The organism is Streptomyces sp. NPDC012769 (genome assembly GCF_042901205.1).
GTDB lineage: Bacteria > Actinomycetota > Actinomycetes > Streptomycetales > Streptomycetaceae > Streptomyces.
Map to the genome: position 1 here is coordinate 1,056,091 of NZ_JBIBCP010000001.1, position 20,314 is coordinate 1,076,404.

Annotated in this window: 12 protein-coding genes; all 12 read right to left on the reverse strand. The window is 75.1% G+C overall.

Annotated elements, in window-relative coordinates:
• Positions 1-4 precede the first annotated feature (4 nt).
• A complete protein-coding gene (locus ACFY7C_RS04725) occupies positions 5-1,003 on the reverse strand; it encodes a TauD/TfdA family dioxygenase (protein WP_389643699.1) in 999 nt (332 codons plus the stop codon).
• Positions 1,004-1,011: 8 nt separating this feature from the next.
• A complete protein-coding gene (locus ACFY7C_RS04730; RefSeq protein WP_128984835.1) occupies positions 1,012-1,224 on the reverse strand; it encodes an MbtH family protein in 213 nt (70 codons plus the stop codon).
• Between the two features lie 119 nt (positions 1,225-1,343).
• Positions 1,344-2,537 carry a cytochrome P450 gene (locus ACFY7C_RS04735; RefSeq protein ID WP_389643703.1) on the reverse strand — a complete coding sequence of 398 codons (1,194 nt, stop codon included), beginning with the start codon at positions 2,535-2,537 and terminating at the stop codon, positions 1,344-1,346.
• Positions 2,531-3,433, reverse strand: coding sequence for a thioesterase II family protein (locus ACFY7C_RS04740; protein WP_389643706.1), 903 nt, complete (start codon positions 3,431-3,433; stop codon positions 2,531-2,533). Before ACFY7C_RS04740 ends, ACFY7C_RS04735 begins: the two co-directional genes overlap by 7 nt.
• On the reverse strand, positions 3,430-3,558 hold the full coding sequence (locus tag ACFY7C_RS04745; protein ID WP_389643709.1) for a hypothetical protein: 129 nt from the start codon (positions 3,556-3,558) through the stop codon (positions 3,430-3,432). The genes ACFY7C_RS04740 and ACFY7C_RS04745 overlap by 4 nt, the downstream gene beginning before the upstream one ends.
• Positions 3,555-5,399 carry a non-ribosomal peptide synthetase gene (locus tag ACFY7C_RS04750; RefSeq protein ID WP_389643712.1) on the reverse strand — a complete coding sequence of 615 codons (1,845 nt, stop codon included), beginning with the start codon at positions 5,397-5,399 and terminating at the stop codon, positions 3,555-3,557. The genes ACFY7C_RS04745 and ACFY7C_RS04750 overlap by 4 nt, the downstream gene beginning before the upstream one ends.
• Before the next feature lie 555 nt (positions 5,400-5,954).
• The gene (locus ACFY7C_RS04755; RefSeq protein WP_389643715.1) at positions 5,955-10,607 is read right to left on the reverse strand and encodes an amino acid adenylation domain-containing protein; all 4,653 of its coding nucleotides are present in this window, start codon (positions 10,605-10,607) and stop codon (positions 5,955-5,957) included.
• 53 nt (positions 10,608-10,660) lie between these two features.
• Positions 10,661-15,487 carry an amino acid adenylation domain-containing protein gene (locus tag ACFY7C_RS04760; protein ID WP_389643718.1) on the reverse strand — a complete coding sequence of 1,609 codons (4,827 nt, stop codon included), beginning with the start codon at positions 15,485-15,487 and terminating at the stop codon, positions 10,661-10,663.
• Positions 15,488-15,730: 243 nt separating this feature from the next.
• On the reverse strand, positions 15,731-17,059 hold the full coding sequence (locus tag ACFY7C_RS04765) for a glutamate synthase-related protein (RefSeq protein ID WP_389643721.1): 1,329 nt from the start codon (positions 17,057-17,059) through the stop codon (positions 15,731-15,733).
• A complete protein-coding gene (locus ACFY7C_RS04770) occupies positions 17,056-18,057 on the reverse strand; it encodes an asparagine synthetase A (RefSeq protein WP_389643723.1) in 1,002 nt (333 codons plus the stop codon). Before ACFY7C_RS04770 ends, ACFY7C_RS04765 begins: the two co-directional genes overlap by 4 nt.
• Positions 18,054-19,649 carry a methylaspartate mutase gene (locus ACFY7C_RS04775; RefSeq protein ID WP_389643725.1) on the reverse strand — a complete coding sequence of 532 codons (1,596 nt, stop codon included), beginning with the start codon at positions 19,647-19,649 and terminating at the stop codon, positions 18,054-18,056. Before ACFY7C_RS04775 ends, ACFY7C_RS04770 begins: the two co-directional genes overlap by 4 nt.
• Positions 19,646-20,155, reverse strand: coding sequence for a cobalamin B12-binding domain-containing protein (locus ACFY7C_RS04780; RefSeq protein ID WP_389643728.1), 510 nt, complete (start codon positions 20,153-20,155; stop codon positions 19,646-19,648). Before ACFY7C_RS04780 ends, ACFY7C_RS04775 begins: the two co-directional genes overlap by 4 nt.
• Between the last annotated feature and the right edge of the window lie 159 nt (positions 20,156-20,314).

The window sequence follows — 20,314 nt, forward strand, 5'->3', positions numbered from 1 at the left end:
TGCCTCAGGCGGGGACTGCGGCGGTGGGCTGCACCGTGGGCCGGCAGTCCCGCAGGTCGACGGGGCGGCCCATCGCGACGGCGATCTTCCGGTCGCCGCGGAAGGGGTCACGGCCGTGCGCGCAGAGCACGTTGTCGACCAGCATCACGTCGCCCACCTGCCAGGTCTCGCGGACGGTGGCGGCCTCGTAGGCCGCGTTGAGGGCGTCCACGTCCTCCCGGGACAGCGGCTCGCCGTCGCCGAAGCCGGTGTTGAACGGCAGGCCGTCCGGCCCGAACTCGTCGACCATGGCCTCCCGGATGTCCGGGTCGAGCGACCACTCGTTCCAGAAGGCGAGGTGGTTGAACCAGACCTCCTCCCCGGTGTGCGGGTGGTGGACCGTGGCCGAACGCAGCTGGCTGGTGCGCAGGTTGCCGTCCGCCAGCCACTCCCAGGCGATGCCGTTCTCCCGGCAGTACGCCTCGACGTCGGCGCGGTCCTCGGTGCCGAAGGCGGTGCGCCAGCCGAGCGAGACGTAGTCGGAATACGTCCGGGTGAGGGTCCAGCCGGAGGACCGGCCCCGCTCCGCGAGGTGGTCGGGGAGCGCGGCGAGGACCTTGCGGACGTCGGCGGTCGGGGTGGCGCCGCCCGCCTCGGGGGCGGTCAGACAGGCGAAGAGCAGCCGCCCCGGGAAGGTCAGGGTGTAGCTGTTCTCGTTGTGCATCCGGATCGACTGGGCGGGCGGCAGGTCGGTGGACGAGAAGACGCCGTCGCCGAAGTCGCTGCGGGGGGTGGCCTTCTCCCGGTACGGGGTGGGCTCGGGGATCAGGACGTCGCGGACGGCGGCGACGTCCGCGCTCGTCGTCACCGGCAGCCCGCGCAGGAAGAGCGTGCCGTGCTCGTGGAGGGCGGCGGTCAGCGCCGTCCCGTTCTCGCTGAGCCACGCACAGGCCTCGGCGAGGTCGGCGCCGGCCGGCGCGTGGGCGAGGGCCGGGCGGCCGGGGTTCAGCTCCCAGGTCGGCATGGCGGCGCTCACCGCTGGTCGAGGGTGGCGAGCAGGCTCGCCGGGCGGATGTCGGTCCAGTTGGCCTCGATCCAGTCGAGGCACTCCTGGCGCGGGGCCTCGCCGTGGACGGTGGTCCAGCCGGCCGGCACGTCGATCCAGACCGGCCAGAGCGAGTGCTGGTTCTCGTCGTTGACCAGGACCAGGTAGCCGGCGTTGTCGTCCTCGAACGGGTTGCTCATGGTGATCTCCGTAGGTGAGAGGTCCCTTGGGGGTGTGATTCGAAGGTAGGGGCGCCGGGCGGACGTGAGCGGCACAAGGGACGGCAGGAGAGCGGCAGTTACGGCGCTGCCGCGCGGGCTCACCTGGGGGTCAGGCGGACCGGGAAGTGGTCCAGGCCGAAGTTGATGATCGAGCGGTTGTGGCGGACCGGGCCGGTCGGCTCGATGACGGCCGCCTTCTCCAGCGCGGCCGTGTACAGGGCGCTCAGTTCGGCCTTGGCCAGCGGGGCGCCGATGCAGTAATGGGCGCCGAGACCGAGGGCGAGGTGCTTGTTGGGCGAGCGGTCGAGCCTGATCTCCTCGGGCGCCTCGAAGGCCTCGGGGTCCCGGTTGGCGGACCACACCCACACGGCGACGCGGTCACCGCGGCGGATCTGCCGGCCGCCCAGTTCGATGTCCCGGCTTGCGGTGCGCAGGGTGTGCAGGCCCACCGAGGTCCAGCGCAGCAGCTCGTCCACGGCGGAGTCCATGGAGACCTCGCCGCGCTGCAACTTGCGCCACAGGTCGGGGCGTTGCACCAGGGTGTGCAGTCCCATGGCAGCGGTGTGGCGGACGGTCTGGACGCCGCCGACCACGATGTTGTCGAGGTTGAGCACCACGTCCTCGACCGGCAGCAGCCGCCCGCCGACCTTGTACGTGGCCATCATGGAGATCAGGTCGTCGCGCGGGTCGGAGCGGCGCAGCATCACCTGGTGCAGCAGGTAGGGGATCAACTGCTGGTGCCCGGCCCGGCGCTCCTCCGGGGTGCGGCCGAGGAAGGCCACGTCACAGACCCGTACGACCATGTCCCGGTCCTTCTCGGGAACGTCCAGCAGGTCGCACATGACGGCGAGCGGGAGCGCGGAGACGACGTCGACGAGGTCCACCTCGCCCTGCTCGACGGCCCGGTCGAAGAGCTCGCCGGCCCGCTCGGTGATCGAGCGGGCGGCGCCGCGCACACCGCCCTTGGAGAAGAACGGGTTGGCGGGGGCGCGCAGTTCGCGGTGGCGGGGCGGGTCGGTGAGGGCCATCATCCGGCCCGAGCCGACGGGCACATTGCCCTGCCCCGCGCCCAGCAGCGACCCGGACTCCGAGCTGAACGCGGCCGCGTTGCGCAGCACCTCCGCCGACTCCCGGTAGGTGAGCACCGACCAGACCGGGCCGTCGTCGACGGTGTCGGTGAGGTGGACGGGCGCCTCCCTGCGCAGCTCGTCGACCAGGGCCGGGGTGTCGGTCCTGGCCCACAGGTCCGGGTCGGTGAGGTCGACGGCGGTGGTGGTGGTCGTGGTCAGCATGACGGCTCCTGGAGGCTGCTGCGGTCGGTACGGGACGGGTCGGGGGCCTGGCGGTCCGCCGTGGGTGTGATGAGGGGCGTGACGAGGGAGGTGAGGAGGTCGACGGGTCCGGGCCGGTCGACGGTGGCGAGGAGGTGTCCGCCGGGCACGACGCGGTGGCCGAAGGCACCGCGGGTGTGGGCGGCCCAGCCGGTGAGGCCGGCCGCCGCGCCGGTGGTGGCGAGCATCGGGTCGTCGGCTCCGGCGAGGGCGTAGAGCGCGGAGCCGATCGGCGCGTGCGGGCGATGGCGGTAGGTGGCGCTGACGGCGAGGTCGGTGCGGATGGCCCCGAGGGCGAGCTCGACCAGGTCCGGATCGGCCCGGACCAGCTCCTCCAGGCCGGTCATCCGGAGGAGCGCGGACGCGTCCAGGTCCCTGGTCTCGCGCTCGGCCCATTCGGCCGGGGACGGCGCACCGGCCGTGATCACCAGGTCGGGGCGGCGGTCCGCGGGCAGGGCGCGCGCGACCTCGTAGGCGAGCAGGGCACCGAAGCTCTGCCCGTAGAAGGCGAACCGGCCGCCCTCACCGCCGGTCAGATGGGGGCCCAGGGCCTCGGTGACGGCGGCCACCAGGGCGTCGAAGTCTGGCGGCATCGGGTGCCGGCTGCGGCCGCCCCGGGCCGGCGGGCGCAGCGCCCACACCTCGGCCACGGGCGCGAGGGCGCGGGCCAGCGGGGTGTAGGCGGTGGCGTCGCCGCCGGCGTGCGGGAAGCAGAACAGCCGGAGGGGGCGGTGCGGCTGGGGCGCGGGCACGAGGAGCCAGTCGCCCTCGACGCGGGGACGGACGGCCCGCGCGGCGGGCGCGGCGCTCGGGGCGGTGGGCGCGGCGCCCGGGGCGGTGGGGAGGGTGGTGGTCATCGGACGGCCTCCCGGCGGGCGGTGAGGGCGGGGCGGGCGGTCCGCGCGGCGGGCGCGGGGCGGGCGGTCCGCGCGGACGGCACGGCGGCGCCGCGAACGGTGGCGGTGGGGAAGGCCGTGGTCATCGGACGGCCTCCCGGCGGGCGGTGAGGGCCGGACGGGCGGCGGCCGGACCGGCCGCGGTGGCGCGGCGGACGGCGGCGGTGAATTCGGCCAGGTCGGCGGCGTCGAGGAGGTGACGCAGCTGGAGCTCGACGTTCAGCTTGCGGCGCAGCAGGTGGACGACGCGGAGGGCGGCGAGCGAGTGGCCGCCGAGGGCCAGGAAGTCGTCGGTCGGCCGGACGCCGGGCACCCCGAGCACGGTGCGCCACACCTCGGCGACCTGCTCGTCCACTCCCCCGGCCCCGTCCGGCTCGCCGGAGGTCTCCGCCGAGCCGGCGGCGGCCGCCGGGGCGGGCAGGGCACGGTGGTCGACCTTGCCGTTCGGGGTGAGCGGCAGGACCTCCAGTACGGTCACGGTGGCCGGCACCAGGTGGGCGGGCAGGGTGCGGCGCAGCGCGGCGAGCAGGTCGTCGGGGCGGACGGCCGCGCCGGTGACGTAACCGGCCAGCCGCTGGTCGCCGGGCGCGGGCTCGTACACGGTGACGGCCGCGGCCGTGACCCCGTCGAGGGCGCCGAGCGCGTGCTCGACCTCGCCGAGCTCGATCCGGAAGCCGCGCAGTTTGACCTGGCGGTCCACCCGGCCGACGTATTCGAGGAGGCCGTCGGCGGAGCGGCGGGCCTGGTCGCCGGTGCGGTACATCCGGGCGCCCGGCTCCGGTGCGAACGGGTCGGCGACGAACCGGCCCGCGGTGAGGCCCGCGTGCCCCGGGTAGCCGTGTGCCAGGCCGGGTCCGGCCAGGTACAGCTCCCCGACCGCGCCGACGGCCGTCACCGGGGCGAGGCGGTCGTCGAGCAGGTGGGCGCGGACGCCGGGCAGTGGCTCGCCCAGGTGCGGGCCGGGGCCGGTGATCCGGGCGGTGACCGCGTCGACGGTGCACTCGGTGGGCCCGTACAGGTTGAGCGCCTCGATGCCGCCGTCGGCCAGTTCGCGCCAGGTCCGGGCGGGCACGGGCTCACCGCCCATGAACAGCCGCGGCACCCGGGCGCCGGCCAGCGGCTCGCGCAGCAGCTGCCAGTGGGAGGGGGTCAGGTCGAGGTCGGTGACGCCGTGTTCGGCGAGCAGCCGGGCGAGGCGGGCGGGTTCGGCGCGTCGCTCGTCGTCGATCACCACCAGGGTGTCGCCGCGGCAGATCCGGATCCACTGCTGGACGGAGGCGTCGAAGGACACGCTGGCGTTCCAGGCGACGACGCCGGGCTCGGGGCGGTAGGCGCCGCTGCGCTCCAGGGCGTCGGCGAGGGCGGCGACGGCGCCGTGCGGGACCTCGACGCCCTTGGGGCGGCCGGTGGAGCCGGAGGTGTAGATGACGTAGGCGGAGTCGAGCGGGTGCGGGACGAACGCGTCCGCCGGGCCGTCGGCGGCGGCGTCCGGGCGCAGCACCGGAACGCCCGCCGGGACGGGCGGCGCGGTGTCGGTGCTGATGACGGCGGCGAGGCGTGCGTCGGCGGCCATGAAGGCGATCCGCTCGGCCGGATAGGCCGGATCGAGCGGCACGTACGCGGCACCGGCCCGCCACGCCGCCAGCAGCGCGACCGGCAGGTCGACCGTCCGCGCCAGATGCACCCCGACCCGGTCCCCGCGCCGTACCCCGCTCGCCCGCAACGCACGGGCCAGAGCGTCGGTCCGCCGGTCCAGAGCGGCGAAGTCCAGGCTTCCGTCGACGGCGTGCACGGCGGCCCGCCCGGGGTGGGCGGCGACAGCGCCCCGGAGGCGGCCCAGCAGGCCGGCGACGGGAGCGGGAGCGGGGGTGGTGGGAGCGGGAGTGGGAGTGGAGGTGGAGGCGGACGGCTCGGCGAAGGTGGTCATGCGAGGGCACTCCTCGGTGGTCGATGGGGTGGATGGATGGATGGATGAGTAGGTGGGTGGCTGGGTGGGACGGGGGTGGATCACGAGGGAGCGGTGGGCGTCGGGGGCGAAGGGAACGGGGCCGTCACGGCCGACCTGCTGCCCGCGTCGGCCGGAAACGCCCCGTCGAGTGGGCCCACGTCCGGCGGCACGGCACGGGCATCCCGGGGCCGGGAGGCCCGCCAGCCGCAGCGGACGGTGCCGGCACCGCCGTGCGCGCACTCCCTGGTCCGGGCCTACGGGCCCGCGTGCGCCGCTGGTGACCGGGCCTTGACGGATCCACCGCGCGCGGTGGGACCGTCGCGCGGAACCCGCGGCGCACGGGCTCGCGCGGAGCCGTACCGGACCGGGGCACCGGGCAGCTGCCACGCGGCCCGGCGAGCGGAGACGGCGTACCGGACGCGCTGCGCCCGGCCGGCGTACACCGCCACCGGACGAGGCGCGCCACGACCCCGCGGCGGCCTACGGCGCCCCGCACCGCCCGCGGCGCGAGCCGCCACTCAGGCCCGTCGGCCATCAGGCCCCGCCCGCTCCGCCCGCCGAGCGCGCCAGGCGCGCCAGCGCTTCCGTGTAGGCGTCGATGAAGGTCTCGGCCGTCGCGTCGTCCACCACCGCGCGCTGGTGGTCCACGGCGAGGAGGACGCGGTGGGAGACGGGGTCCTGGATGAGGGAGGCGCCGAAGGCGAAGCTGTTGGGTTCGTGGCGGTGGGTGGGTTCGGAGCCGATGCGGCCGTCTTCGATGCGGGCCGCGCTCAGGCGGCCGAGGGCATGGAAGCGCAGGTAGCCGAACTGGCTGTCGAGCGCGGTGTCGGCCATCATCCGGGCCAGCCGGGCGAAGGGCACACGGCGGTGCGGCATCATGTCCAGCTCCTCGCGGTGGACGTGCCGTACCAATGCCGTCAGGTCGTCCTCGTCGGGTTCGGCGACCAGGGGGACGGTGTTGAGGAACAGGCCGTAGACCTCGGTGCCGCCGAGCCGTTCGAGGCGGCCGTTCATGGCGAGGCCGGTGGTGACGCGACGGCGGCCGGTGATCCGGGCGAGGGCGTGGAGGTGGGCGGCGAGGGCGACCGACTTGACGGGGACGGCGAGCGCGTCGGCGACCGCGCGCAGCTGCGCGGGGGCGTCGGGCAGCACCCGCTCGACCGTGCGCGGCAGTTCGTGGACGTCCTCGCTGCCCGGCCAGAGCTGGCCGGTGGCCCCGTCGAGACGCCGCTGCCAGTACGCGAGGGAGTCCTGGTCGCCGGCGGCCGCGCGTTCCACGGCGACGAAGTCGCGGAAGGCGGTGCGCGGCGGCGGGGTCGGCGCGGAGGACGGGTCGGCGGCGAGCGCGGTGTGCCGTTCGAGGATCTCGGTGAGCAGGGAGGTGAAGCTCCAGCCGTCGAGGATGGCGTGGTGTTCGGAGACGGTGAGCTGGAAGGCGTCGTCGGCCAGTCGCTGGACGGTGATCCGGAAGAGCGGCGGTGCGGCGAGGTCGAAGGGCCGGTCCCGGTGGTGCGTGAAGACGGCGAGGATCCGTTCGTCCTGCTCCGTCTCGCCCGCCCCGCGCAGGTCGGTGAACTCGACCGGCACGGGCAGGGTGCCGTGCACCAGTTGGAGCGGTTCGCCGTAGCCGGAGAGGTCGAGGCCGGTGCGCAGCACCGCGTGCCGGGTCATCGCCTCGCCGACCGAGCGGCGGAAGGCGGTCTCGTCGAGGTCGCCGCTGATCCGGTAGGAGTTGACGTTGTGGTAGCTGTCGGTGCCGCCGGCGACCTCCATGTGGAAGACCATGGAGAGCTGCATGGAGACCATGGGGTAGGCGTCGACGATGCCGGGCGGCAGTTCGTCCCGGTCGTCGTCGGCGATCAGCGCGAACGGCCGGTCGGCGGCGGGGTCGGCGGCCACCGGGCGTGCCAGGGGCAGCAGTTCGGCGACGGTGGGGGCGTTGAAGACGTCCCGCAGGGTGATCTGCCAGCCCCGGTCGTGGAGCGCGCCGGCGAGCTGGACGGCGCGGATGGAGTCGCCGCCGAGGTGGAAGAAGTCGTCGTGGACGCCGATCCCGGGGACGCCGAGGACCTCCGTCCAGACACCGGCGAACAGCTCCTCCTCGGGGGTGCGCGGCTCGACGTGCCGGCCGGCCCGGCCGGCGCCGGGAGCGGTGGCCGCCGCGGCCCGGTCGGGGGCGGGCAGCGCGGCGCGGTCGACCTTGCCGTTGACGGTGAGCGGCAGCGCGTCGAGGACGGTGACGCTCGCCGGGATCATGTAGTCCGGGAGCGTTCGGCCGAGGAAGGCCCGCAGGTCGGCGGGCCCGGCCGGTGAGCTCCCGGTGACGTACGCGGCGAGGCGGTCCTCGTGCACGGTGACGGCGCAGGCGTGCACGTCGGGGTGGGCGGCGACGGCGTTCTCGATCTCGCCGAGCTCGATCCGGAAGCCGCGCAGCTTCACCTGGAAGTCGGCGCGGCCGACGTATTCGAGGCCGCCGCCGTCCGGGAGTCGTCGGGCGACGTCGCCTGTGCGGTAGAGCCGGGCGCCGGGCGGGCCGTACGGGTCGGCGACGAAGCGGCCGGCGGTGAGGCCGGGGCGGTCCCAGTAGCCGTGCGCGAGGCTGCCGCCGCCGATGTACAGCTCGCCGGGGACGCCGGGCGGGCAGGGGCGCAGCCAGTCGTCCAGGACGAGGGCGGTGAGGTGCGGCATGGCGTCGCCGACCAGGCTGCGCGCGAAGCCGGCGCCGCCGTCGGCGACGTCGTGGATCGTGACGTGGACGGTGGTCTCGGTGATGCCGTAGAGGTTGCACAGCCGGGCGGGCGGCAGCGGGTCGAGGTCGTGCCAGCGCTGGACCACGGCCGGGTCGAGCGCCTCGCCGCCGAGCATGATCCACCGCAGTGCGGGCAGGGCGCGCGGACGGCGGCGCAGCGCCGGTTCGAGCTGGCGCAGCGCGGAGGGGGTGAGGCAGAGGTGGGTGATCCGTTCCTCGTCGAGCAGGGCGGCGAACTCGTCGGGTGAGCGGCTGGTCAGGTACGGGACGACGACCAGGCGGCCGCCGTGCAGCAGGGCGCCCCAGAGTTCCCAGACGGTCCAGTCGAAGGCGTAGCTGTGGAACAGCGTCCAGGCGGTGTCCGGCCCGAAGCCGAAGTGGTCACGGCCGGAGTCGAGGAGACGGCTGACGTGTTCGTGGGCGACGGCGACGCCCTTGGGGCGGCCGGTGGAGCCGGAGGTGAAGATGAGGTACGCGAGATCGCCGGGCCGGCCGGCGGCGGGCGGCCGTTCGGCGGGGTGGGCGGCGATCTCCTCGGCCCGGGCGGTGAGGTCGAGGGTCTGCCAGGGGCCGTCCGGGACGCGGTCGGGCCGGTCGGTGAGGACCAGCGTGACGGCGGTGTCGCCGAACACCAGGGCGGCCCGGTCGGCCGGGGCGGCGAGGTCGACCGGCACGTAGGCGGCGCCGGTCTTGAGCACGGCCAGGATCGCGGCGGGTACGGCGGTGGTGCGCTCCAGGAGCAGCCCGACCCGGTCGCCCGGGCGCACTCCGCGGGCGAGCAGGGCGTGGGCCAGCCGGTTGGCCCGGCGGTCGAGTTCGGCGTAGGTGAGCGTGCCGTCGCGGTCGCTCACGGCGGGCCGGTCGCCGTGCGCGTCGACGGCGCGCTCGAAGAGCCGGTGGAGGCAGTGGCCCGGGTCGAGCCGGGCGGGGCGGTGCGGACGCTCGGCGGAGGTGAGCCGGAGGACGGTGGCGTCCGGTTCGGCGAGGGCCGCGTCCAGGAGGGCGGCGTAGTCGGCGGCGAGCCGGCGGACGGTGCCGGCGTCGAAGAGGTCGGTGCTGTACTCGACCTCGCCGCGCAGCTCACCGCCGTCGGCGCCCTCGCCGCCCCCGCTCCCTCCGCTGCCCTCACTGCCCTCAGTGCCCTCACTGCCCTCGAAGACGGACCACGTGAGGTCGAACTTGCTGGTGCCGTTGGAGCGGACGGCGCGTTCGGCGACGGCCGTGCCGAGCGCGAGCGGTCTGCGGTCCTCGGCATGGGCGCCGAACACCACCTGGACCAGGGGCGGGTGCTGCGGGGTGCGGGTGGTGCCCAGCAGGTCGACCAGCTGGTCGAAGGGGACGTCGAGGTAGCCGAACGCGTCGAAGGCACCGTCCTGGAGGTCGGTGAGCAGGCCGCGGAAGGTGGCGTCGGGGGCGAGCCGGACGCGCAGCGGCAGCAGGTTGACGAAGTAGCCGAGCAGATCGGCGAGTTCGGGCCGGTTGCGGGTGGTGACCGGGGTCCCGACCAGCAGGTCGGCGGCCCCGGTCCAGCGGCCCATCAGCAAGGCGAAGGCCGCGAGTTGGACGGTGTACGGGGTGACGCCCTCCCGCTCGGCGAGCGCCCGGACCCGGGCGGCGGTGCCGGGGGCGAGGGCGAACGCCTCGGTGGCCCCGCGCCGGCTGCGCTCGGCGGGCCGCGGCCGGTCGCCGGGCAGCTCCAGGAGGGTGGGGGCGCCGTCGAGGGTCCGCTTCCAGTGGGCCAGGTGCTCCTCGTACGAGGTGTGCTGCTCCTCCTCCGCCCAGTCGGCGTACTGCGTGGTGAGCGCCGGCAGCTCGGGGGTCCGCCGCTCGGCCGACGCGCCGTAAAGTTCCGCCAGTTCGCGCTCGAAGACCTCCGCCGACCAGCCGTCCCACACGATGTGGTGGACGACGAACAGGAGTGTGGTGCGGTCGTCGGCGAGCCGGAACGCCTCGGCGCGCAACAGCGGCCCCGTGGTCAGGTCGAAGGGCTCGGCGACCCGCTCGGCGATCAACCGCTCGGCCCGGTCGGCGCGTTCCGCTTCGGGCAGCCCGCGCAGATCGGTGACGGCGAGCGGCAGGGCGAGGGTGTGGTGGACCTGCTGGCGCGGCCCGCCGGGGTGCAGGGCGAAGGTGGTGCGCAGCACCTCGTGCCGGGCGGCGACGCCGTCGAGGGCCCGCTGGAGGAGTGCGAGGTCGAGCGGGCCGGTGACGTTGTACGTCCAGGGCGTGGTGTACGTGGCGGCCCGCGGGTCCCACCGGTCGAGGAACCAGAGCCCGCGCTGGAGCCCCGAGACGGGCGCGGTACGGACCGGGCCGGCGGCTCCCGGGCCCTGGGGCGGCGGCGCGGCGGACGGGCAGGGCGGGTCGGCCGGCGAGGCGGCGGGCGAATCGGCCGAGGCGGCGTGCGGCGCGGCGGACGGGTCGGCGGACGGGCTCACGGCCTCGTTCCCTTCGGTCGGGCGGGTGGGCGTGCGGTGCTGGTGCCGCGACATCACGGGGCCAGCCGCTCGGCGATGGCGCCGACCGTGCGGCCGCGGAAGACCGCCTGCGGCGGGACCCGGGTGCCGGTCTCCTGGGAGAGCCGCATGGCGACCCGCACGGCGGCCAGGGAGTTCCCGCCGATCCGGAAGAAGTCGGCGTCGGGCCCGAGGTCCTCGGCCCGGCCCAGGACGGCCCGTACGGCGTCGGCGACCAGGCGCTCGGCGGCGGTCAGCGGGTCGGCCGGGGCGGCCCCGGGGCGCTCGGCCGGGGCGGGCAGGGCCCGGCGGTCGACCTTGCCGTTGGGGTTGAGCGGCAGCGCGTCGAGGATGTCGAGGGTGGCGGGGACCATGTGCTCGGGCAGCAGTCCGGCCAGGTGGTCGAGCAGGGCGTCCGGGTCGGGCACCGAGGTCCCGGCCGCGGTGACGTAGGCGGCGAGCCGGCGGTCGCCGGGGGCGGGCTCGTGGACGGTGACGGCGGCCTCCCGGACGGCCGGGTGGCGGGTGAGCGCGTCCTCGATCTCGCCGGGTTCGACCCGGAAGCCGCGGATCTTCACCTGGTCGTCGATCCGGCCGGTGATCTCGAGGACGCCGTCCGCCGTCCGGTGGCCGAGGTCGCCGGTGCGGTAGAGCCGGTCGCCGGGCGCGCCGAACGGGGAGGCGACGAACCGCTCGGCGGTCAGGCCGGGGCGGCCGACGTAGCCGAGGGCGAGTCCGCCGCCGGCCGCGTACAGCTCGCCGGTGGCGCCGTCCGGGACGGGGCACAGCCGCTCGTCGAGGACGTGGACGGCCTTGCCGTGCAGCGGGTGGCCGATCGGGACGGAGGCGCCGGTGGTGTCCGGCCGGGTGGCGCGGTGGCAGGTGGTGAGGCCGAGGCTCTCGACCGGGCCGTAGCCGTTGGCGACGGCCAGCCGCGGATACTGTTCGAGCGCCTTGCCGACATGGGTGACGGAGGCCCGCTCGCCGGCCGTGAAGGCCACCGCGAGATCGTCGTACGTCTCCGGGAACTCCTCCAGGAGGAAGTTGAACAGGCTGGCGGAGAGCTGGAGTTGGGTGACTCCGTGGCTGCGGGTGAGTGCGGCGATCGTCTGCGGGTCGGGCCGCTGTCCGGGCTGGAGCACGCACACTCCGCCGAAGGCCAGCGCGCCGTACAGCTCCAGGGCGAAGGCGTCCCAGGAGACCGGGGAGCACTGCAGCCAGACCTCGTCGGGCCCGAAGCGTGCGTAGTCCTGGCCGAGGTAGGTGGTGGTGAGGGCGCGGTGCGGGACGGCGACGCCCTTGGGGCGGCCGGTGGAGCCGGAGGTGAACATCACGCAGGCGAGGTCGGTGCCGGTGACCGGCAGGCCCGGGTCGTGGCCGGGGCGGGCCGCGACGGCGGCGGCCGCGGCGTCCAGGTCGAGGTGGCGGGCGACCTCGAACGGCGGGCTCGCGTCGCGGTGGGTGACCAGCAGGGCCGCGCCGCTGTCGGTGACCGCGCCGGCCAGCCGATCGGCCGGGAAGTCCGGGTCGAGCAGGGTGTAGGCGGCGCCGGCCTTCAGCGCGGCGAGGAGCGCGACCACCAGGTCGGGTCCGCGCTCGACGAGGACGGCGACGGTGTCGCCGCGGCCGATGCCGAGCCCGCCGAGGTGGTGGGCGAGGCGGTTGGCCCGCTCGTTCAGGGTGCCGTAGTCCATCCGGTCCTCGCCGGACACCAGCGCGAGGGCCCGCGGATCCCGGGCGGCCCGGTCCTCGAAGAGGGTGTGCACGGGCGCCTCGACGGCGGCGGCGAGGGTGCCGAGCCAGGCCTCGCACAACTCGGCCATGGTGGCCGGGTCGAACAGGTCGGAGTCGTACTCGAAGCGGCCGGTGAAGTCGGTGCCCCGGTCGTCGACGGAGATCGACAGGTCGAAGCGGGAGACCGGGTTGGAATGCAGTTCGCGGGTGACCTCGGTCCCGCCGACGGTCAGCGGGCGGGTGTCCAGCGGGTGCAGTTCGAGCAGCACCTGGCAGAGCGGGTTGCGGTCCTCGGCGCGGTCGTCGGGTCGCTCCGCCATGACGGCGCCCGCGATGGCGTCGAACGGCGCCTCCTGGTGGCGGTAGCCGGCGATCGCCACCTCACGGACGTGCCGGACGAGGTCGCGGAAGTCCATCCCCTCCTCGACCCGGACGCGCAGCGGCAGCAGGTTGACGAAGTAGCCGATGAGGGCGTCCAGTTCGGAGCGGCCGCGCACGCTGACCGGGGAGCCGAGCACCAGATCGCGCCGGCCGGTGCGCCGGTGCAGGGTGAGGGCGAGTCCGGCGAGGAGCACCATGAAGGGCGTCGCGTCCTCGCCGCGGGCCAGCTCCCGGACGGCCTCGGCGACCGGCCGGGGCATGGCGAAGCGGTGGAACGCGCCGCGGAACGCCTGCAGTTCCGGCCGGGGGCGGTCGGTGGGGAGCGGCGGCTCGGTGGGCGCGTCGCGGAGGTGTTCGCGCCAGTGGTCCAGTTGCCGTTCCGCGGCGCCGTCCTGCTCCTGCCAGAGGCTGTAGTCGGCGTACTGGACGGGGAGTTCGGGCAGCTCGGCCGGGCGGCCGGTGGCCAGGGAGTCGTACAGCGCGGCCAGTTCGGTCTCCAGGACGGGGAGCGAGCCCTCGTCCCAGACGATGTGGTGGCAGAGCAGCAGCAGGGTGGACGTCTCGCCGGTGCGGTAGAGGTGGGCGCGGACCAGCGGTCCGGTCTCCAGGTCGAACGGCACCAGCGCGGCCTCGGCGAGCAGGTCGTCCAGGGCGGCGGCGGTGGTGTGCCGGACGGTGAACGGCAGTTCCACGGAGGGGTGGACCACCTGGCGCGGGCCGTCCTCGCGCAGCTCGAAGGTGGTGCGCAGCGCCTCGTGCCGGTCGACGACGCCGGCCAGCGCCCGGCGGAGCAGCTCCGGTTCGACCGGCCCCGCGAAGCGGAACACCCACGGCACGTTGTACGTGGGCGCGCCCGGGTTCCACTGGTCCAGGAACCAGAGCCCGCGCTGGAGGTTCGCGAGCGGCGCCTCGGAGGCACCGGTGCGCTCCAGCGCCGGGCGCTCGACATCGTCCGAGGCCGCGGTGACCGCGGCGGCGAACTCGGCGAGGGTCGGCGCGTCGAAGATGGTGTACGGGGAGATCATGCCGAACACGTCGAAGACCCGGCCGACCACGCGCACGGCGGTGAGCGAATCGCCGCCCAGGTGGAAGAAGTTGTCGTCGGCGCCGACCTCCGGCACGCCGAGCACGTCCGCCCAGACGGCGGCGATCAGCTGCTCGGCGGGGGTGCGGGGCGGGCGGCGGCCCGCGGTCGGTGCGGCGGGCGCGGCGGCCTGGGGTTCGGGCAGCGCCGCCCGGTCCACCTTGCCGCCGGCGGTCAGCGGGAAGGCGGCCAGCGGGGTGACGGTCGCGGGGACCATGTGCTCGGGGAGCCGCTCGGCCAGGTACGAGCGCAGCCGGGCCGGGTCGAGGGCGGTGGGGGAGGCCAGGCCATCGGGGGCGTCGGGTGCTTCGGAGGCGGCGGCCCCGGACCCGGCACCCGGACCCGCGCCGGTACCCGCCCCGGACGCCGCCCCCGTCCCCGCGCCCGTCACATAGGCGGCGAGCCGGCCGTCGTGCGCCACCACGACCGCTCCGGCGACGTCCGGGTGGCCGGCGAGGACCTGCTCGATCTCGCCGGGCTCGACCCGGAAGCCGCGGATCTTCACCTGGTGGTCGGCGCGGCCGACGAACTCCAGCGGGGCATCACCGCCGGAGCGCCGGACCACGTCACCGGTGCGGTACATCCGTGCGCCCGGCTCCGGCGCGAACGGGTCCGCGAGGAACCGGCCGGCCGTCAGGCCGGGCCGGCCGTGGTAGCCGGAGGCGAGCAGCGGTCCGCCGAGGTAGAGCTCGCCGGCCGCGCCGGGTGCCACCGGCCGCAGCCGGTCGTCGAGCACGTAGGCCCGGCGGTCGCCGAGCGGACGGCCGATCGGGACCGTGTCCCCCTGCTCCTGCGCCCCCGCCGGTCCGGCCGGCTCGTGGACGGTGGCGGTGACGACGGTCTCGGTCGGGCCGTAGGCGTTGAGCAGCGGCACACCGGTGGCCGTCCACCACCCGGCGGCGGTGTCGGGGTAGAGCCGGTCGCTGCCGGAGATCATCAGACGGAGGGAGCGCGGCGCGCGTCCGCCCGCGCGGAGCGCGGCCACCACCTCCTGGAAGTAGCCGGCGGCGAGGTTGGCCACCGTGACCGCCTCGGCGTCGAGCAGGTCGAGGAGGGCGGCGGGCGCCAGGAGTTGCTCTTCCGGTACGAGGACGCAGGCGCCGGCCGAGAGGGCGGTGAGCACTTGTTCCACGGCCACGTCCACCGTCGGGCGCGCGAGGTGCAGCACCACGTCGTCCTCGGTGAGGCCGAAGCGCTCGACGGCCGCGTCCAGGTGGCCGGCCAGTGCGGTGAGCGGGACGTGCACGCCCTTGGGGCGGCCGGTGGTCCCGGAGGTGTAGATGAGGTAGCCCGCGCCGCCGCCGGGTCCGTCGGTCCCGCCCGCCTCGACCGGTTCGGCCGGTTCGACGAGTACGCCGTCGGTGTAGGCGAGGGTGGCGCCGGCGTCCTCGCGGATCCAGCGGTTGCGCTCCTCGGGCGCCTCCCGGTCCAGCGGCAGGTAGGTGGCGCCGGCGCGGAGGGCCGCGAGCAGGCCGACCACGTGATCGAGCCGGTCCCGGCCGGTGACGGCCACCGTACGCCCGGGGGCGATCCGGGCGGCGAGGGCTCCGCTCAGCTCGTCCAGCTCCCGGTAGGCGACGGTCCGGGCGCCGAGCCTCAGGGCCGGGCGGTCCGGGAACCGGCGTGCGACGGATATGAAGGGGAAACCGCGAGATTCCATCATCCAACCCCGATGAATTAACGACGCTGCGGGCAGTGAGAATGACGATAGGTCCGCGTTTCCCGGCCGATCGGCAGAATGCACGGAAGTCCATCGGCAGTTTCACCTGCCGCCCGACCTGCCGATTTCAAAGAAGCAGGCGCAGCCCGTCGAGGCGCACAAAGGCGCTTCGGCGGGCTGCGGAAATTGCGTTCCTACGGGGAATGCGTTCCTGCGGAGATGCGTTCCCGCGGGAATGCGTTTCGATTATCCGGTGACGGGAGTTCCGGGGAAGTCGGGGGACCACACGTCGTCGCGGTCCAGGGCGGCCGGCGCGTATTTCCCCAGCGCGCTGATCAGCAGGCGGAGTTCGAGGGCGAGGCATTCCGCGAATCGGACGAGACCGGCCCGCGGGTCCTCGGCGGTGGCGAGGAGGGCCGCCCGGCCGAGACCCACCGCGCGGGCGCCGAGCGCCAGGCTCTTCACCGCCCGGCCGCCCTCCCAGATCCGTCCGGAGACCAGCAGGCAGGGCGGCGGCCCCGCGGCGGCCAGCCGGCGCAGGCACTCCGCCAGCGGCAGGCCGACCTGCGCCGGGAACCCGCCCGGCGCCCAGCCGGTGCCGCCCTCGGCGCCGTCCACCGCGACGGCGTCCGCGCCCGCCTCGGCGGCCACGCGGGCGGCCTCGGCCACGTCCCGGCCGGGGTGCAGCTTCACCCAGATCCGGGCGCGGGGGAAGTTGTTGCGCATCAGCCGGACCTGCTGGCGCAGGATCTCCGCCGTGAAGGTGCCGGGCGTGCTGGAACGCAGGACACGGCCGTCGCCGAAGACGTCGTCGATCCCGTAACGGTCGCCGAGCCGGGCGGCCGCCTCGGCGTCGAGGACGGTCATCCCGCCGAGTCCCGGCTTGGCTCCCTGTCCGAGCTTCAACTCGAAGGCCAGGCGTCCGGATTCGAGCAGCGGAAGGGCCGCAGGGTCGCTGTAGACGAGGTTCCACACCTCGGCGTCCGCGTCCTCGGTGGACTGCTGGACGGCGACGCCGCCCCGCCCGTCCGGCAGTTCCTCGACGTAGGCGCGGAGGCGGCCGAGGAGCGCCCGGTCCGCCGCCTCGCCGAGCCGGCCGTAACCGTTGACGGGGACGACGTTCTCGCCGATCACCATGGGGAGGCCGAGGGCACCCGCCTGCCGGCTGAGCGCGAGGCCGAGGTCGCCGCCGGCCGCCCGCGTGGAGCCGAGAGCCGACACGTACACGGGCAGTGGGGACGTGAACCCGCCGATGGGGGTGGTCAGTTCGACGTCCCCATAGTCCGGCTCCCGCCCCAGCTCGATGAGCCGGGCGAGCCGCTGCGGCATGAAGACCGGCGGGGTGATCCGCAGCGCGTCGAGCGGGTCCCGCTCGCCGCCCGGGCGCCACGCGCCTTCGGTCCCGAACCCGGCCCCCCACCCGGCCCCGGATCCGCCCCCGGGCCCCGATCCGGCGCCCGCGCCGTACAGGACCGTGCCGTACTCGCCGGGCGGCGGAAAGGCCGCCGCCGCCCCGGCCCGGGCGCGGTGCCGGACCGCCTCCTCCGGGAAGCCGGGCGCCGCGAGGTCGCTCACGGCGACACCACCCCCGCCAGCTTCGGGAAGGCGCTGGCCTGCCAGACCGCGTCCAGACCGGCGACGTAGCGGGTCAGCCGCTCGACCCCGATGCCGAAGCCCGCGCTGCCGGGCACGCCCTCGCGGACCAGGTCCAGGTACCAGCGGTACTTCTGCGGGTTCTCGCCGGTCTCCCGCATGCGGGTGACGATCTCCGCGTAGTCGTTGGTGCGCTGGCTGCCGCTGCACAGCTCGCCGTAGCCCTCGGCCGCGATCAGGTCGAAGTTGCGGAGGATCCCCGGGTTCTCGGGGTCCTCGCGGTCGTAGAAGCCGCGCGAGCCCTTCGGATAGTCGGTGACGAAGAACGGCCGGTCCCGCTGGGCGGACAGCAACGCCTCACCGGCCCAGTCGAGTTCGGCGTCCTGGCTCTGCGGGTGGCCGAGGTCCCGGAGCTCGGAGACGGCCTCGGCGTGCCGCATCCGGCCGAAGGAGCCCTTCAGCAGCTCGCCGAAGGCGTCGACGTCCCGGCCGAGTTCGGCGAAGTCCTTGGGCAGCTCGCGGATCGCGCTGTCGACCATGTGCACCACCAGCTCCTCGACCAGCCGCACGGCGTCGTCCCGGCTCGCACCCGCCATCTCCACGTCGAGCTGGTGGAACTCGGCCAGATGGCGGCTGGTGCCGGCGGTCTCCAGCGGTTCGAGACGGACGTTGGGAGCGATGCAGAAGATCTTGTCGAAGGCGAGCAGCGAGGCCTGCTTGTAGAGGATGGCGCTCGTCATCAGCTTGTAGCGGTGCCCGTAGAAATCGACGTCCACCTGCTTGGAACCGCGCGAGCCGGGATCGGTGACCGGTCCGATGATGGGCGGCAGCAGCTCGGTGAAGCCCCGATCCCGCAGGAACGAGCGAGCGGCGGTGAGAAGTTGGTGCTGGATGCGCAGCGCGCTGCGGGTGGCCGGGGCGGTGAGGTGGCGGCCGGGGTCCGGGATCGGTGCGGTGGCCGTGTGCCCGTCGGTGGTCATGGTGTGGTGAGTCCCAACTCTCGTCGTGGCGTGGACGTCGTACGGGGCGGCGCGGCGGGCGCGCGGGGCGTCTCGGGGAAGGGGGCCTCGGGGGCGGCGGTCGCGGGAAAGGCAGTCGCGGGAAAGGCAGTCGCGAGGGCGTGGTCCCCGACGGCCGACCGTGTGGCGGCTCGGGCGTCGTAGGTCCGCTGGACGTGGGAGAGCGCCGAGATCAGCCCGGCCGAGCCGAGGATCGGCGGACGCGGTCCGCCGTCGGCCAGACCGGCGATCGGCATCGACCCGACGCTCGACCAGTGCAACCGGCCGTCGGGGGCGAGGGAGCTGCGGGCCCGGCCGGCGTTGTCGGGATGGAGGCAGTAGGGCACGTCCAGATAGCCGGCGGCGAAGGCCCGCACCAGCGCGCGGCCGATGTCGGCGTCCAGTTCCAGGACGGCACCGATCAGTGCCCGCGCCTCCGCCTCGATGCCGGTGTCCTGGAGGCCGGAGGTCTGGAGGCCGGAGGTCTGGAGGCCGGAGGTCTGGAGGCCGGAGGTCTGGAGGCCGGAGGCCTGGGCGTACGTCACGGGGGTGGCGGGCGGCGCGGGGCGGCGGGCGCGCTCGTCGGCGGCGGCCGCGGCGGCCGTCTCCAGCGCGCGGACGTTCTCGGCGACGGTCGGGATCCGGTGCGCCTCGGCGGTGGTCTTGACGATCAGCCGGGCCGCGCCGGCCCGTACCGCCAGCCGGGCCGCGTCCTCCAGGAGCAGCCGGGCACCACCGGGCGAGCGCGGGAAGACACCCATGTACGCGTAGAGGACGATGTGGTGGTCGACATCCGGCAGCAGTTCGCGGGCCAGCCGCCCGAGCACGGTGAGCGCCTCCTCGTCCTGGCGCGGATCGGCCTGCTGGGCGTAGCTGAGCGAGATGCCGCGCAGTCCGTGCTGCCGGAAGAACAGCGCCTCCAGCACGCTGACCGCGATCAGCAGGCTCGGCGGACAGAGCTGACCCATCAGACAGCCGCCGAACGTCTCCAGATGCGGCTCGGCGCCGAACTCCCGCGCCGATGCGAGAAGCTCACAACTCCGCTGCCAGGCGGCGACCGCCTCCCGCAGCGGCGTCCGGCTGTACGGCAGGCAGTACGAGACCGGCCCGCCCTCGGTGGCGTCCAGCCCGACCGCGAGCAGTGCGCGGACGATGTGCTCCGGCATCGCCGAACCGTGCCGGACCTGCACCGGGAAGCGCGCGTCCGCCACGCCCCGCAGCACCGCGCGGGTGGTGTCCGCGGAGTGGGTGGCGATCGGGTAGCCGTTCAGTCCGACCCCTTCGGCGAGCGCGTGCCGGGCGGCCGCGAGGTCGCCGGTACGGGTGTAGCTGTCGAGCGTGAGGGTGCCCACGGTGACGGCGTCCGCGGCCCGGGTGGCGAGCAGGCCGTCGCGCATCCGCAGTGGATCGGCCATGCCCATCCGGGGCTGGACCACCAGCTCACCGGCCGCCCGGGCCCGGGCGACGAAGGAGCCGAAGCCGCCCGCCGCGGGGAGGCCGGCGGGGACGCCGGCGGGGACGTACGGGCGCGAGGCCGGCTCGTCGCTCGCGCCGCCGCCCCGGAAGCCGTTCACAGGAGCACCCCCGAGCCTGCCACCGGCGCAACGGCCCCGGCGGGCACCGCCCCGGCAGCCCCCGCCCCGGCCCCGGCGGCCAGTGAGCCGACGAAGGACGGGAACTCCCGGACCGGTCGGCCCTCTTCGAAGACTCCGTCGAACCCGGCCGCCATCAGCGCCCGCTGCCGGGCGGGAGCACCGGAGCCCGAGATTCCCAGCTTGCCGCCGATCACCGTCGTCGTACGGGTCAGCTCGGGACAGGCGCGCAGCGCGTCGATCACCCGCAGTCCGTCGTGGAAACCGTGCCCGTTGACGCTGCTCAGCACGATCAGGTCGGGCTCGATCCGGCGGCACTCGGCGACCAGCAGGCCGTCCGGCACGCACGCGCCCAGGTTGGTGACCCGGTGCCCGAGCTCCTCCAGGAGCAGTTGCAGGAAGACCAGGTTCCAGGTGTGGGAGTCCGAGGCCATGGTCGACACGACGACCTCCAGACCGGCCGGCTCGGCCTTTCCGTGCTGATCCACGGCATGCTGATCCACGGCGCAAACCCTCTGTGTCGATGGTGGTGGGAAATCCCGGGACATCGGACCGTCCGGGCCTCCCGGTCTCCGGGTGTCCCGGTCTCCGGGTGTCTCGGCCTCCGGGTCTCCGGCTCGCCCGGCCGTGGACAGAACGTTAGGGAC